At 43.6% G+C, this 13,842-nt stretch carries 13 protein-coding genes; 7 read left to right on the forward strand and 6 right to left on the reverse strand.

What is annotated here, in order from left to right:
- Window positions 1-1,227 (reverse strand): HD domain-containing protein, encoded by a 1,227-nt coding sequence (locus tag ACFO6W_RS01000; RefSeq protein ID WP_379993443.1) that lies wholly within the window; start codon window positions 1,225-1,227, stop codon window positions 1-3.
- A 287-nt stretch (window positions 1,228-1,514) separates the two neighbouring features.
- Between ACFO6W_RS01000 and ACFO6W_RS01005 the strand changes: the two genes are divergently transcribed.
- The 5 genes from ACFO6W_RS01005 (at window position 1,515) to ACFO6W_RS01025 (ending at window position 4,091) form a co-directional block, all read left to right on the forward strand.
- Window positions 1,515-1,943, forward strand: a complete 429-nt coding sequence (locus ACFO6W_RS01005) for an SRPBCC family protein (RefSeq protein ID WP_379993444.1) — start codon at window positions 1,515-1,517, stop codon at window positions 1,941-1,943.
- Between the two features lie 29 nt (window positions 1,944-1,972).
- Window positions 1,973-2,365 carry a VOC family protein gene (locus ACFO6W_RS01010; RefSeq protein WP_379993445.1) on the forward strand — a complete coding sequence of 131 codons (393 nt, stop codon included), beginning with the start codon at window positions 1,973-1,975 and terminating at the stop codon, window positions 2,363-2,365.
- A 13-nt stretch (window positions 2,366-2,378) separates the two neighbouring features.
- Window positions 2,379-2,807 carry an SRPBCC family protein gene (locus ACFO6W_RS01015; RefSeq protein WP_379993446.1) on the forward strand — a complete coding sequence of 143 codons (429 nt, stop codon included), beginning with the start codon at window positions 2,379-2,381 and terminating at the stop codon, window positions 2,805-2,807.
- 49 nt (window positions 2,808-2,856) lie between these two features.
- Window positions 2,857-3,330 (forward strand): VOC family protein, encoded by a 474-nt coding sequence (locus ACFO6W_RS01020; RefSeq protein ID WP_379993447.1) that lies wholly within the window; start codon window positions 2,857-2,859, stop codon window positions 3,328-3,330.
- A gap of 173 nt (window positions 3,331-3,503) precedes the next feature.
- Window positions 3,504-4,091 (forward strand): sugar O-acetyltransferase, encoded by a 588-nt coding sequence (locus tag ACFO6W_RS01025; RefSeq protein ID WP_379993448.1) that lies wholly within the window; start codon window positions 3,504-3,506, stop codon window positions 4,089-4,091.
- A 2-nt stretch (window positions 4,092-4,093) separates the two neighbouring features.
- On the opposite strand, the gene ACFO6W_RS01030 is transcribed toward ACFO6W_RS01025, so the two are convergent.
- From ACFO6W_RS01030 to ACFO6W_RS01040, 3 genes are all read right to left on the reverse strand, one after another.
- Window positions 4,094-4,663, reverse strand: coding sequence for a DUF2179 domain-containing protein (locus ACFO6W_RS01030; RefSeq protein WP_379993449.1), 570 nt, complete (start codon window positions 4,661-4,663; stop codon window positions 4,094-4,096).
- A 304-nt stretch (window positions 4,664-4,967) separates the two neighbouring features.
- Window positions 4,968-5,483 carry a 5' nucleotidase, NT5C type gene (locus tag ACFO6W_RS01035; RefSeq protein ID WP_379993450.1) on the reverse strand — a complete coding sequence of 172 codons (516 nt, stop codon included), beginning with the start codon at window positions 5,481-5,483 and terminating at the stop codon, window positions 4,968-4,970.
- Between the two features lie 33 nt (window positions 5,484-5,516).
- Complete coding sequence (locus ACFO6W_RS01040) at window positions 5,517-6,527, reverse strand: pirin family protein (RefSeq protein WP_379993451.1); 1,011 nt, start codon at window positions 6,525-6,527, stop codon at window positions 5,517-5,519.
- 202 nt (window positions 6,528-6,729) lie between these two features.
- Here ACFO6W_RS01040 and ACFO6W_RS01045 point away from each other — a divergent pair, with 202 nt between their 5' ends.
- Window positions 6,730-7,605, forward strand: coding sequence for a tetratricopeptide repeat protein (locus ACFO6W_RS01045; protein WP_379993452.1), 876 nt, complete (start codon window positions 6,730-6,732; stop codon window positions 7,603-7,605).
- 133 nt (window positions 7,606-7,738) lie between these two features.
- Here the strand turns inward: ACFO6W_RS01045 and carB are convergent, their stop codons facing one another.
- Window positions 7,739-10,957 carry a carbamoyl-phosphate synthase (glutamine-hydrolyzing) large subunit gene (gene carB, locus ACFO6W_RS01050; RefSeq protein ID WP_379993453.1) on the reverse strand — a complete coding sequence of 1,073 codons (3,219 nt, stop codon included), beginning with the start codon at window positions 10,955-10,957 and terminating at the stop codon, window positions 7,739-7,741.
- Window positions 10,958-11,058: 101 nt separating this feature from the next.
- Window positions 11,059-12,129, reverse strand: a complete 1,071-nt coding sequence (gene carA / locus ACFO6W_RS01055) for a glutamine-hydrolyzing carbamoyl-phosphate synthase small subunit (protein WP_379993454.1) — start codon at window positions 12,127-12,129, stop codon at window positions 11,059-11,061.
- 462 nt (window positions 12,130-12,591) lie between these two features.
- Here carA and ACFO6W_RS01060 point away from each other — a divergent pair, with 462 nt between their 5' ends.
- Window positions 12,592-13,734, forward strand: a complete 1,143-nt coding sequence (locus ACFO6W_RS01060; protein ID WP_379993455.1) for an adenylyltransferase/cytidyltransferase family protein — start codon at window positions 12,592-12,594, stop codon at window positions 13,732-13,734.
- Window positions 13,735-13,842 lie beyond the last annotated feature (108 nt).

Genomic DNA, 13,842 nt, shown 5'->3' on the forward strand with positions numbered 1-13,842 from the left:
TTAAATTTTCAGGTACGAAAAGTAATATTTCTGTACTTTTTTAGACAGCAGTTGTATATTCAGCATGTCCGATGCTTCGGATATATCCCTGATAGTCCCGTCATTGTACAGGATATCTATACTGTCATCAGCTTCATTATACATATTTGTATAAATAACATCGGACGAATAAAAGAAAGATGCTTCATATTCATTCACTCCGAGCTGCTCGGTATAAGCCGTGATATGTTTCTGTATCTGATGTTCAGACAGCGGTTCGTTGGTTATTTCTATTTTAAACAGGTTCCTGTTTATTAAAGCCGTGCTAAGCGTGGACAATACTTTGTCTTCGTTGACTGCCCATACCTTCAGCGCACACCAGATGTCATTATCGTCCAGACCCGCGAAATGCTTCAATACTTCTTCCCGTTGCCCGTCAAAGAATTCCCTGCTTACATCATTCTCCAGAAAATACAGGAAGGCCGGAGATGCAAACAGCTTTACACCCTTATCGCTTAGTTCTTTTGCCCTTGTCAGTGTTTTTATCAGCATTTTCTCGGCAGCGACGGCCGTTTTATGCAGATATACCTGCCAGTACATCAGCCGGCGCGACATCAGGAAATTTTCTATCGAATAAATACCTTTGGCCTCTACAACAAGGCGGTCGTTGCGTAGGTCAAGCATCTTGATAATACGGGCCGAACCTATATTTCCTTCGGTTACACCCGTAAAGAAGCTGTCGCGGCGCAGGTAATCGAGACGGTCTACATCCAGTTGACCGCTCACCAGCTGATGAAGGAATTTCTTCGGATATTCGTTCTTAAATATTGAAATACAGATATCAAGTTCGCCGTTCAGTTCTTCGTTCAGGTTCTCCATCAGTGCAAGGGAAAATTCCTCGTGGTGAATGCCGTTTGTCAGCGTATATTCCAGTACATGCGAAAAAGGCCCGTGCCCTACATCATGCAGCAGGATACAGGCTAATGCCCCGTTAGCTTCGTCAGCGGTTATTTCGTGGCCTTTTATTCTCAGGTTGTTTATAGCCTCGTCCATCAGGTACATAGCGCCTATGGAATGGTGCAAGCGGGTGTGTTGCGCTCCCGGATACACAAAAGAGGCCAGTCCCAGTTGCTTGATACGGTGCAGCCGTTGCAGGAAAGGGTGCTGTATAAGTCTGTAAAGAAAATTATTCGGGATGGTGATAAAACCGAATACGGGATCGTTAATTATTTTTTTCTTATTACTCATCAGTAACAGTGTATTTTAATATTTTAGAGATCAAAGATACAGAGAATTTAATAAATGCGAATCAGGTGTTGGTTTATTATGATTGTTATATGGAATCAAACCCAACCCCCTGATCCGCATAACTAATTAAGGTTTATATTAAGGTGACGAATGAAAAATTATTCATTATCAGGGATTTTATATTTTACCAACAATAACTAACTACATATTAACTTTTTCTACTGAACATGCGCATTCTCTTTTCTGTTTAAATAAAATACATTATTATCAATTTAATATACCACATCATGAGCAGCACCCCCATTATAGTAGAAAAAATTTATTCCGCACCCGTGTCCAAGATATGGAAGGCTATAACCGATAAAGAACAGATGGAGGAATGGTATTTCACCATCGAGGACTTTGAGCTCAGGGAAGGGGCAGAATTTAATTTTTCTGTGCCTTTCGAAGATATTATTTATCATCACCGTTGCGTAATAAAAGAAATAGTTCCCCTGAAAAGATTAATACACACATGGACACATCCCACCCAGAGCAGAGGCGAGTCGGTAGTTACCTGGGATTTGCAACCGCAGGACGGCGGTACTAAAGTAACGCTTACCCATACAGGTGTAGAAAACTTTGCCGATGCAGGAGCTGACTTTTCCCGCGAAAACTATGTGGCGGGTTGGGAAGAAATATTAGGAACATCCCTTAGGAATTTCCTGTCAAAGTGATTTAATTACCAATAAAAAACAATAACAGTATGGCAACAAAAACGAATCCCGTAGTATGGTTTGAGATTTATGTAGACGACATGGCACGTGCCCGTAAGTTTTACGAAGAAGTGTTGGACAAAGAACTGACCGATATGCCGATGGAAGGTGCGACGGACTACAATATGGTAATGTTTCCAATGGTCGACGATATGGATGCGCCCAATGCATCCGGAGCGCTGGTGTGGATGAAAGATGTAAAAGCCGGGGGCAACAGCACGGTTGTGTATTTCGGCTGCGAGGATTGTGCCGTGGAAGGAGGCAGGGTAATAACTGCAGGCGGGCAGATACACCAACCTAAATTCTCGATTGGAGAATATGGTTTTATCGTGCTTGCAGTAGATACTGAGGGTAATATCTTCGGACTACATTCAATGAAGTGAAAAAAACATAAGGATGGAACAAAAAAAGGAAGGAATCACCGTACAGGTACAGGTCAATTTCTCACCTCATATTGTGTGGGAGTACTGGACCGATCCAGAGCATATAGTCCACTGGAACTGCGCCTCCGACGACTGGCATACTCCTAGCGCCGTAAATGACCTGCAACAGGGTGGATGGTTCAGGTGGCGTATGGAAGCCAAAGACCGCAGCGCAGGTTTCGATTTCGAGGGACGTTACGATGAGATTGTACCGAACGAAAAGATCGTATATACAATGGCCGACGGACGCAGAGTACAAATCTTATTCACGAATGTAGACAATAATACCCGGATCACCGAAACATTCGATGCCGAAAACCTGAATCCCGTTGAAATGCAGCGTGCCGGATGGCAGGCTATACTGGACAGGTTTAAATATTATGTGGAGTTGAACGAGAAATAAATTGTACTGATAATCGCCTGTTTGTTTCACTATAACTAAAAAGATAATCATGAAATATCAGATAATACCCTGCCTGTGGTTCGATGGCAAGGCCGAAGAAGCCGTACGTTTCTATGTGTCTGTTTTCAAAAATTCGAAGATACACGACATCACATATTACGGTAAAGAAGGCTTTGAAATACACAATCAGCCCGAAGGAACCGTACTTACCGTAGAATTCGAAATCAACGGACAGGCATTTACCGCACTCAATGGCGGACCCGAATTCCGCTTCAACGAATCGGTCTCGTTTCAGGTATATTGCGATACTCAGGAAGAGATAAATTATTACTGGGATACGCTCATAGCCGATGGCGGCGAGGAAAGCTATTGTGGCTGGCTGAAAGATAAATACGGCCTTTCGTGGCAGATAGTCCCCGCTATCCTTACCGATCTGATGAAAGATCCGGAGAGATCCGGACGGGTGACGGATGCATTTATGCAAATGAGAAAATTCGATATAGAGAAGCTGATAAATGCCTGATTGAATATAGCTCTTTACAGAGATAAAGGGCAGGTAACAGTTGTTGCCTGCTCTTTTGTTTTCCGATATTAGGGAATTGTAAGACTGGCAAATAAGGTGAAAAATGGATTTGATAAAGGATTATTTTATTAAATATGCCGTATATTTGAATTTGTAACTATAAAACAGGACTCATGACAGAAAAAGAAAAAGCGGCAGCAGGGCTTCTCTACGATGCTAACAACGACCAGGATATTTTACGGGCAAGAGAAAGGGCTAAAGAGATACTTTACGACTACAACCTTTTGCGCCCTGGTATGCAGACAGAGAAAAAGCAGCTGTTGAAAAGCCTGCTGGGTAAAGCCGGTAACAACTTTATATTTGAGCCTCCGTTCTTTTGCGACTATGGCTACAATATCGAGATAGGCGAAAACTTTTTCGCCAATATGAATTTCGTAGTCCTCGACGGAGCAAAGGTCACCATAGGCAGCAATGTATTCATAGCACCTGGTGTAGGTATCTATACCGCCGGACATCCATTCGATGTGAAGCAGCGCATTAGCGGCCTCGAATACGCTTTCCCTGTTACTATAGGCAATAATGTATGGATAGGCGCGGGGGTACACATTCTACCCGGAGTTACTATCGGTGATAATACGGTGATAGGCGCGGGCAGCGTGGTGTCGAAAGACATTCCTTCCAATGTGCTGGCTGCAGGCAATCCGTGCAGGGTGATAAGGCCGATAACCGATTCGGATAAGGATAAATATAAGCTGGTATAGTTCTATTTTCTCTTACTGGCGGCAATAGTCCTGTTGCTCCACTTATTCATTGCAAATATACCTTTCTTTTTGTAGCGGATATCCTCTACCAGATAGAATGCATCGGGATCGAAGCCGGTGATCATAGACACCACTTCATCGAGTGACTTGCGGCCGATGACTATCTCTATGATATGTACCTGCGATACAGCACCTTCACCTTTTACGAAAGTAGCCCCTATATTATGTTTATTGAGGTCTTTTATCAATTCGGGGACATCCTTTTTCGTATATACCCTCAGTAGTTGATAGCCGAATGCAATGCGGTTTTCGACCAGTATGCCCACATAGTTTCCCGCGGCGTATCCCCCGGCATATGCCACATATGCAATAATACTGTTGGCATGAGCGAATATCTGCGATATGATCACCACCCAGATGAATACTTCGAAGAAGCCGACAATGGGAGCTTTGTATCTTTCGCCTTTGGATACGAAAATAATGCGCAACGTGCCAAGTGTGACATCACAAATACGTCCGAAGAAAATCATCAGGGGCAACAGCCATGGATCGGTCTCGAAAATTGCAAACATGATATACAGTTTTTTACGGGTAAGAATATATTAAGAGCATCTGTACTATAAAGGTACGGAATAATAGCGGTATAAGCCAATGTTTCTATGCTATTGTACGATTTTACATTTAAAGTCCGGATTCAAATGCCTTATTTTACATCATGCAATAATTCTTTCGTCATACAATCGCATAGGTATTTCAGGTTAAAAAAGGTTTGGATTTAAACAAATGGGGCTGTTTCGCGACGGATACAGCCCCGTCCTATATTTCCTTTGTTATAATGTTTAAGATATTTATGAGATGGCAGCTAAATTCTTTTATCTAAAGAATACTCACTACGTCCTTCCAGTTATAAGCTCTTATATGCCTGCCATTCTCCATTCCGGCATTGTGCGGCTGAGTAAACAAGACCGTCTTCCCTTCAAAATAGTCAAGGTTTTTGAAGTGGTCGTCGAGCATAATATCTCCTTTTACCGAATCCTTTTTACCGCAAAAAATCATCTGTTCCCACGTTATGAACGGGTAATATTCATTCAGCCAGTACAGTTTCTCACTCAGGCTGTCGGGAAATTCCGTTGCTGACGATACTATAAGTACCTTGTATTTACCGTTCAGGTATTTCAATCCCTCCACGCTACCTTCTATGGTGGGTGCGTTGCGGAAAAATCCTTTTGTACGCACATATTTCCCGGCATTGGCAAATGCTTTCATTTCCAATACTCCTTCCATATCTTTCAATGATCGTTTTATTCCCAGCTCCTCAAACTCGAGTTTGAGAAACTGGGAATATACATCGGCCAATACACCGTCCATGTCTACTAATAGTTGTTGTTTCATATTCTTTGTCGTTGTACAGAGTCTTTTTAAGTTTTACGGTTTCTCTATCTGACTACCGTTTTCATAATTGGCAAAGCGCCCGTCTCCGCTTTCGTTCACAGGCCCGGGACTATACCATTGCCAACCGCCGAAGCGCGTATGCTCATAGTCTGCAATGGCCTGTTCTATCTCGTCCCGGGTATTCATTACAAAAGGCCCGTATGTAGCCACCGACTCACGGATAGGCTCGCCTTCGAGCAATAGTAAACGGCTTTCCGTCCCGCCGTTTTTTAATATGATGTCTTCATTGCCGTTGAGTTCGGCACAATGGTTTACGGCGAGCCGTTGTCCTTCTATATCCACTTCGTCACCTTCGTATAGGTAAAGCATACGGTTGAGGGTCGGCGATACTTTCGGGATACTTAACTCTGCCTCCGGCTGCATAGTTATCAGCCAGATGTTTACATGATTTCCGCGATTATAAGCCCACGAAGCAGGTAAAGGGTCAGGTGATTGTATATTCTTGTAGCTTCCCGCTATTATCTTTATGCTGCTCGTATGTCCGTTTGCATCTTTCTCCTTCGCAACGGGGATTTGCTCATTCCAAAGCATTTTGTATGCGGGAGTCGCAAATTTATTTTTCCGGGGCAAATTGAGCCATATTTGGAACAACTCCATCGGATTGTCTTCGGTTTCGGACAGTATGGGAAACATTTCGGAATGCTGAATGCCCGCCCCTGCTGTCATCCACTGTACATCACCCTGTCCGTAACGGCCTTTCGAACCTTTGGAATCGAAATGGTCTACAAATCCTTCGGTTACCACAGTTATCGTCTCAAATCCGCGGTGCGGATGAACGGGAAATCCCGGGATAGTATCGCCATAATACATGCGCCACGGGGCTTTGTGGTCGAAGTCTTCCCCGATTCTTCTGCCATCGGGATAATAGACAGGTTCCATCTTTCCGTTTCCTTTCGGAAAAAGGTCTTTGTGGTGGAAGCATACGATAAACGGGTTCTTTACTTGCAGTTGGAATCCCATTTTTTCTGTTTTAATTACTTTCATACAAATGATTTTTCGTTTATCCTTCTCTGATGGGAGGAAATAAATCCATTCATTGCAAAATCCATAAGTGTATATGCAATATATCCGCATACTAAACGTTCTTCTGTCATGTAAAGCAACAGATTTTATTGTCCTCCGACATTTTAACAAATATACGAAATAATACTTATATTTGCTTCTTCTAACATGTATATTACTCATTATGAAACATCTGTTTTTTATACTTCTGATCACCTCCTGCTTATCGTCACAAGCTCAGGACAAAGAGAATAAAGTGCGTGCTGAATCGCTGGCGGCAATGGCTGTGGGCAAGGAAGCCGAAGGCGGCAGTATGGAAGAAGTATCGGCCATATTGGAACAAGCAGTGAAAGCCGCCCCGTCGCATGCCGACCTGTATGCCATATGGGGCTTTCTGGCTATGAAACGTGCCGAGAAAGGTTCGGATGCGGAACTGTATGAAATCAGTTTCGAGAAATTCAATAAGTCCGTAGAACTGAAACAATCGCCTGAAGTGTACGGATTGTGGGCGGGCGCGCTCATCTTTTATGCCAACCTGAAAAAAGACGAAAGTGTGTATGAAGAATGCTTCGACAAGTTGCAGAAAGCAATAGATGTGAATCCCCGGTTTATACAGGCTTATCTGGTGTGGGGACAGACTTTGCTGAAGCTGGCGATGGACAGGAACGACGCCGGGCTTTACAGGCAATCCATAGAAAAATATAACAAAGTGCTGGAACTGGATGCCAATTCGCTCGATGCTAATACGGGAAAGGGATATGCCTGCCTGAGCCTTGGGAAAATAGAGAAGGACCATATCAAATACGAAGAGGAACTGGTGGCGTCGTATCTGAAGGCGGAGCAACAGGGCAGCCAGTCGGCCGCCTATAATCTGGCCTGCTATTATTCCCTTGTTAAGGAAAAGGAGGAAGCTCACAAATGGCTCGAAAAGACCATTGTAAAGCAATACACTATAAAAATGGACAAGCTGGACAAGAAGCGCATCGAAGACGATCAGGACTTCAATAATATCCGCCGGGATAAAAAATATAAGGAGATACTGTCAGCGTATTTTAATTAACTTGTCCGGCATAGGTTTATGAAAACGTAACTTGACCTGCATGTCTCCTCCGGTTAACTGATGACTTTCTTACTGTTTCAAAAAAAATAGCCTCAGGATTTATCCCGAGGCTATTCATTATAATGATGCCGGATTAATCATACTCGTTCCATGCCTTAATCTCTATTTCATCCACATTCATTTTGCAGAATGCCTGTATGAAAGCCGAAGCCAGACGGGAGTTTGTAAGCAGAGGTACATTGTAGTCGATAGATGCCCGGCGGATTTTATATCCGTTGTCCAGCTCGTTGGTAGTGAAGTTTTTAGGGATATTTACCACGAGGTCTATTTTCTTGTTCTGGATCATTTCCAGTGCACTTGGTTTCTGGTCTTCATTAGGCCAGAATACCTGAGTGGCAGGGACCCCGTTGTCTATGAGGAACTTTTGGGAACCACCCGTTGCATATAACTCATATCCTTTCTGATGCAGCAGGCGTGCGGCCTGCAACAGTTCCACTTTCGATTTGGCAGGCCCGGTAGAAAACAGAACCGTTTTCTTGGGTACACGGTAGCCGACCGACAGCATCGATTTGAGCATGGCATCGTAGAAGTTATCCCCGATACATCCTACCTCTCCGGTAGAAGCCATATCCACACCCAGTACAGGGTCTGCTTTCTGCAAGCGTGAAAATGAGAATTGAGACGCCTTGATACCTACATAGTCGAGGTCGAAGTCGTTCTTGTTCGGCTTCTCTACATTTTTACCCAGCATAACCTGAGTGGCAAGGTCGATAAAGTTTATCTTCAGCACTTTAGATACAAACGGGAAAGAGCGGGATGCCCTCAGGTTACATTCGATTACTTTGATATCATTGTCCTTAGCCAGAAATTGTATATTGAAAGGTCCTGATATCTGCAATTCCTGCGCTATCTTACGGGCTACTTTCTTTATTCTTCTTACAGTTTCGATATACAGGCGTTGAGCAGGGAACTGTATTGTCGCATCTCCTGAGTGAACTCCGGCAAATTCAACGTGTTCAGAGATAGCGTACATGACTATTTCACCTTTGTTGGCCACAGCATCTATTTCTATCTCTTTGGCATTTTCGATAAACTCGCTGACTACAACAGGATGCTTTTTGGAGACTTCGGCAGCCAGCCCGAGGAAGTTTTCAAGTTCCTGATCGTTGGAGCATACATTCATCGCAGCACCCGAGAGTACATAAGAAGGGCGGATGAGTACCGGATAGCCTACCTCGGCTACAAAGCCTTTGATATCATCGAGCGAACTCAATTCTTTCCATCGCGGCTGATCTACTCCGATGCGGTCGAGCATGCTGGAAAACTTGTGACGGTCTTCGGCATTGTCAATGCTCTTGGCAGTTGTGCCGAGTATGTTAACCTTAGCCGCATCTAGTCGCATAGCCAGATTGTTTGGTATTTGTCCGCCCACCGAAAGGATTACTCCGTGCGGGTTTTCCAGTTCTATGATATCCATCACGCGCTCGTAAGTGAGTTCATCGAAGTAAAGACGGTCACACATATCGTAGTCGGTAGATACTGTTTCGGGGTTGTAATTTATCATTACCGAGCGGTAACCCTCCTTGCGGATGGTTTGCAGGGCATTGACCGAACACCAGTCGAACTCTACGGACGAGCCGATGCGGTATGCTCCCGATCCGAGAACGATCACTGATCTGTGGTCGCCCAGGTATTTCACATCGTTGGCTTTACCGTTGTATGTGATGTAGAGGTAGTTGGTCTGAGCCGGATATTCGGCGGCAAGCGTATCTATCTGTTTCACACACGGTATGATTCCGTTTTCCTTGCGGATACGGCGTACATCGTGCGCTATTGTCTCTACCAGGCTTGGCTCTTTGCATACTATCTTCGCTATCTGGAAGTCGGAAAATCCCATTTGCTTGGCAGAGCGGAGCAGGTCGAGTGGGAGAGACTGTATATCGTCGAATTTTTCCAGTTCTTTAGAACATTTAAAAATATATTGCAGTTTCTGTAAGAACCAAAGGTCTATTTTAGTGAGATCGTGTATTTGTTCTATGGTGTATCCTCTTTTCAGGGCTTCTTCGATACAGAATATGCGCTTGTCGGTAGGATTTTTCAGTGCGTCGTCCAGATTGTCGATTTCCAGAGGCTTGTTGGCAGCGAATCCGTGCATGCCGATGTTAATCATACGAAGGCCTTTCTGTATGGCTTCTTCGAATGTACGGCCGATAGCCATAATTTCACCGACAGATTTCATACTTGATCCTATCTCTTTCGATACGCCGTGGAATTTACCCAAGTCCCAGCGAGGGATTTTTACCACTACATAGTCGAGAGCAGGTTCGAAGAACGCGCAGGTAGATTTGGTTACCGAGTTTTTCAGTTCGAACAGTCCATAACCCAGCCCCAGTTTAGCCGCTACAAAGGCCAGTGGATAACCTGTCGCCTTAGATGCCAGCGCCGATGACCGGCTCAGGCGGGCGTTGACCTCGATCACACGGTAGTCTTCCGATTCGGGGTCGAAGGCGTATTGTACGTTACATTCACCGACAATACCTATATGTTTCACAATACGTATAGATAGTTCACGCAGCTTATGATATTCGGAATTGGTAAGTGTTTGAGATGGTGCAACTACGATACTTTCACCGGTATGGATTCCCAGCGGGTCGAAGTTTTCCATGTTACACACGGTCATACAGTTGTCATACTTGTCGCGGACAACTTCGTACTCCACTTCTTTCCATCCTTTCAGCGATTTTTCTACCAGAAGCTGGGATGAATATGCAAGCGCTTTTTCGGCCAGTACCCGCAATTCCTGCTCATTGTCGCAAAATCCCGAGCCTAGTCCGCCAAGCGCGTATGCCGCGCGTATGATAATAGGATAACCCAGTTCCGCCGCTGCTTTTACGGCATCTTCTATCGAGCCTACCGCATGGCTTTTGATGGTTTTTACATCTATCTGGTCGAGTTTCTTCACAAAGAGGTCACGGTCTTCGGTATCCATAATGGCTTGTACGGGTGTTCCCAGTACGCGTACATTATATTTTTCCAGAATGCCGCCTTCGTAGAGCTGCACACCGCAGTTGAGGGCGGTTTGTCCACCGAAAGCCAGAAGTATGCCTTCCGGCTTTTCTTTTTGAATTACCTTTTCTACGAAGTATGGGGTAATAGGTAAGAAGTATATCTTATCGGCACTGCCTTCCGAGGTTTGTACCGTTGCAATATTGGGGTTGATAAGTACAGTTTCGATGCCTTCCTCTTTCAGGGCTTTCAGGGCTTGCGAACCTGAGTAGTCAAACTCTCCCGCTTCACCGATTTTGAGGGCTCCCGAACCAAGGACTAATACTTTTTTTACGTCTATATCCATTTGTTTAATTGGTTACAAGTTAAATAATTCGGAAATTAGCATATTAGCATATTTGAAAATAAAAAAACAGTTCATTTGCTAATATTCGAATTTGCTAATTGTTATAATTTCTCTACAAACATATCGAACAAGAATGACGTATCTGTCGGTCCGCTGGCTGCTTCGGGGTGAAACTGGGCAGAGAAGAACGGTTTGGTCTTGTGTTTGATACCTTCGTTTGTTCCGTCATTCAGATTGATGAACAATGGTTCCCAATCAGACCCGAGAGAGGCGTTCGCTACTGCAAAACCGTGATTTTGCGATGTGATGAAGCATTTGGTAGAGTCTACCATCTTTACAGGCTGATTGTGGCTTCGGTGCCCGTATTTCAGCTTGTAAATGGTTGCGCCTCCGGCTTTTGATAGTAGTTGGTTACCCATACATATACCGCAGATAGGTTTATTTCCTTCCATTGCTTTGCGGATATTCTTTACTGTCTCTTCACAGAAATCAGGGTTACCAGGGCCGTTAGAGATGAAGAGCCCGTCCCATTCCAGCTGGTTGAAGTCGTAGTCCCAGGGTACGCGTATAAGTGTTACACCGCGTTTTACGAGACAGCGGATTATATTGTGTTTTACACCGCAATCTACCAGAACCACTTTTTTCTGCCCGCTGCCATATGTTATCACTTCTTTGCAACTGGCAATTGCCACCTGATTCTCGATATTGGGGTCGTAGAAGTCTGTTTCGTCTGCTCCGCTGAAAACAATCTTGCCTTTCATCGAACCTTTTTCGCGTAATATCTTCGTCAGTTCGCGTGTGTCTATGCCGTAAATACCCGGCACATCATTCTCCTTGAGCCATTCACCAAGGCTTTTCTTTGCATTCCAGTGGGAGTATTCATGCGAATAGTCTGAAATGATGAGTCCGTTCACTTGTATTTTTTCCGATTCGTAAAAGTCGGAAATCCCATTTGTGAAAGTGTTGTCAGGAACACCGTAGTTTCCTACAAGCGGGAAGGTGACAACAAGTATCTGTCCCAGGTAAGAGGGGTCTGTAAGACTCTCCGGATAACCTACCATAGCTGTATTAAATACAACTTCCCCGGCACTGGCTTTTTCCGAGCCGAAAGACCGTCCTTCAAAAACTGTTCCGTCGTCAAGAATTAGTTGAACTGGTTTGTCTGAATGCATCTTTTTGTTTAGAATATAATTGTGACTAATAACTGATTTATATGATAAAAAAAAAGGAACGTGATATTTGGTATATCTGTTCCTTTAGCTTGTATAATAATGTTGTATCTTTTTCTTTTTCATTTTTTCAAATATCCGGCAAATTCTCATATGAATATCTGAAGTACAAAGATAGAAATAAATTATGATATCATCCCGATTGTTTAATAATTATTTTAATTATATATACACATTTTCTTTTACAATATTTTTTTATAAAACAATTTATCTCTTAATAATAACCCTTTTTTGCGGATGTTAGTAACCGGTGAAGGTTAATGGTGTATTATGGCATTCGTTTATCATGTTGGTCGCAGCCTAAGCTCTGATAGCAGCGGAAGCAATCCTTAAATTTGTAAAGAATGAAAAAAAAGACTTATATTTACATAATAAAAATACATACTTTACCATCGAATTGATTTTATGAAGAAAGTTTTTGTAAGCGGGTGTTATGATATGTTACATAGCGGACATGTCGCGTTTTTCGAAGAAGCGGCTACATATGGGGAACTATATGTAGGTTTAGGTTCGGATAAAACTGTAAATGGGCTTAAAGCGCGAAAAACCATCAATAATGAACAGGAACGGCTGTATATGGTGAGTTCTCTCAAATCGGTAAAAGAAGCATGGGTAAATAGTGGTAGCGGACTTATTGATTTTCTGGAAGAAATTAAACGGTTAAAACCGGATATATTCTTCGTCAACAGCGACGGGCACAGTTCACTGAAAGAGCAGTTATGTAAAGAACTGGGCATAGAATATGTTGTGAGCAAACGTATTCCACATGAAAATTTACCGGCCCGTTCCACTACGGCTTTGCGGGAAGAATGCCGTATTCCGTATCGTATCGACCTGGCAGGCGGATGGTTGGACCAACCCAATGTTAGTAGTCTTGCCCCGGGACCGGTGCTTACTATATCCATAGAACCCGATTATGAGTTTAATGACCGCAGCGGGATGTCTACCAGTTCACGGAATAAAGCAATTGAGCTTTGGCAAGTGGATATTCCGGCAGGGAAGAAAGAAAAGCTGGCATTAACCCTTTTTTGCTTTGAGAATCCTCCCGGTACAAAGTATGTAAGTGGTTCTCAGGATTCGCTGGGTATTGTCATGCCGGGGCTCAACAGGTTGCATTATGCCGGAGGGTTCTGGCCATCGGAGATAGAAAGCGTATTGGATAACGAAATACTCGACTGGCTGGAAAAATATTTGTGGCTTGTACCGTTATATCCGCGCCATGGCGATTATGATGTGTTGTCTGAGACCAATATAACAGCCGAAAATGCGAAAAAGTTGAGTGATGCGGCCATCCAGGCATGGGATGCGATAAAGACAATGGATATAGCAAAATTCGGAATGGCAGTGAAAGATAGTTTCGATGCCCAGATAACTATGTATCCGCATATGGTGAACAGTGAAATATTCGAGGTGTTGGACAGATATAAAGATAAGGCGTTGGGATGGAAACTCAGCGGAGCAGGTGGCGGCGGCTATCTGATATTTATTAGCGAGGTTCCGATAGAGAACGCTATTCAGATACGTATACGACGGGGTGATAGTTTCTGATGAAAAATGGATAATAAAAATCAATGCAAAATAAAAAGGGAGTAGGACACCAGGAGTGGTCGGAAGAAATTCCGATCACTTTTTGTTTTCTACGTTTTGAAGAAAATA

The sequence above is a fragment of the Dysgonomonas termitidis genome, from assembly GCF_042654545.1.
In the GTDB taxonomy this organism is placed as follows: Bacteria; Bacteroidota; Bacteroidia; order Bacteroidales; family Dysgonomonadaceae; genus Dysgonomonas; species Dysgonomonas termitidis.

What these genes read in the sequence shown, in the direction of transcription:
- ACFO6W_RS01025 (WP_379993448.1), top strand. Translation starts at nt 3,504, where the DNA reads ATGACAGAAAAAGAAAAAGCGGCAGCAGGGCTTCTCTACGATGCTAAC.
- ACFO6W_RS01040 (WP_379993451.1), bottom strand. Translation starts at nt 6,527, where the DNA reads ATGAAAGTAATTAAAACAGAAAAAATGGGATTCCAACTGCAAGTAAAG.
- ACFO6W_RS01015 (WP_379993446.1), top strand. Translation starts at nt 2,379, where the DNA reads ATGGAACAAAAAAAGGAAGGAATCACCGTACAGGTACAGGTCAATTTC.
- carB (WP_379993453.1), bottom strand. Translation starts at nt 10,957, where the DNA reads ATGGATATAGACGTAAAAAAAGTATTAGTCCTTGGTTCGGGAGCCCTC.
- ACFO6W_RS01060 (WP_379993455.1), top strand. Translation starts at nt 12,592, where the DNA reads ATGAAGAAAGTTTTTGTAAGCGGGTGTTATGATATGTTACATAGCGGA.
- ACFO6W_RS01020 (WP_379993447.1), top strand. Translation starts at nt 2,857, where the DNA reads ATGAAATATCAGATAATACCCTGCCTGTGGTTCGATGGCAAGGCCGAA.
- carA (WP_379993454.1), bottom strand. Translation starts at nt 12,129, where the DNA reads ATGCATTCAGACAAACCAGTTCAACTAATTCTTGACGACGGAACAGTT.
- ACFO6W_RS01005 (WP_379993444.1), top strand. Translation starts at nt 1,515, where the DNA reads ATGAGCAGCACCCCCATTATAGTAGAAAAAATTTATTCCGCACCCGTG.
- ACFO6W_RS01045 (WP_379993452.1), top strand. Translation starts at nt 6,730, where the DNA reads ATGAAACATCTGTTTTTTATACTTCTGATCACCTCCTGCTTATCGTCA.
- ACFO6W_RS01010 (WP_379993445.1), top strand. Translation starts at nt 1,973, where the DNA reads ATGGCAACAAAAACGAATCCCGTAGTATGGTTTGAGATTTATGTAGAC.
- ACFO6W_RS01035 (WP_379993450.1), bottom strand. Translation starts at nt 5,483, where the DNA reads ATGAAACAACAACTATTAGTAGACATGGACGGTGTATTGGCCGATGTA.
- ACFO6W_RS01030 (WP_379993449.1), bottom strand. Translation starts at nt 4,663, where the DNA reads ATGTTTGCAATTTTCGAGACCGATCCATGGCTGTTGCCCCTGATGATT.
- ACFO6W_RS01000 (WP_379993443.1), bottom strand. Translation starts at nt 1,227, where the DNA reads ATGAGTAATAAGAAAAAAATAATTAACGATCCCGTATTCGGTTTTATC.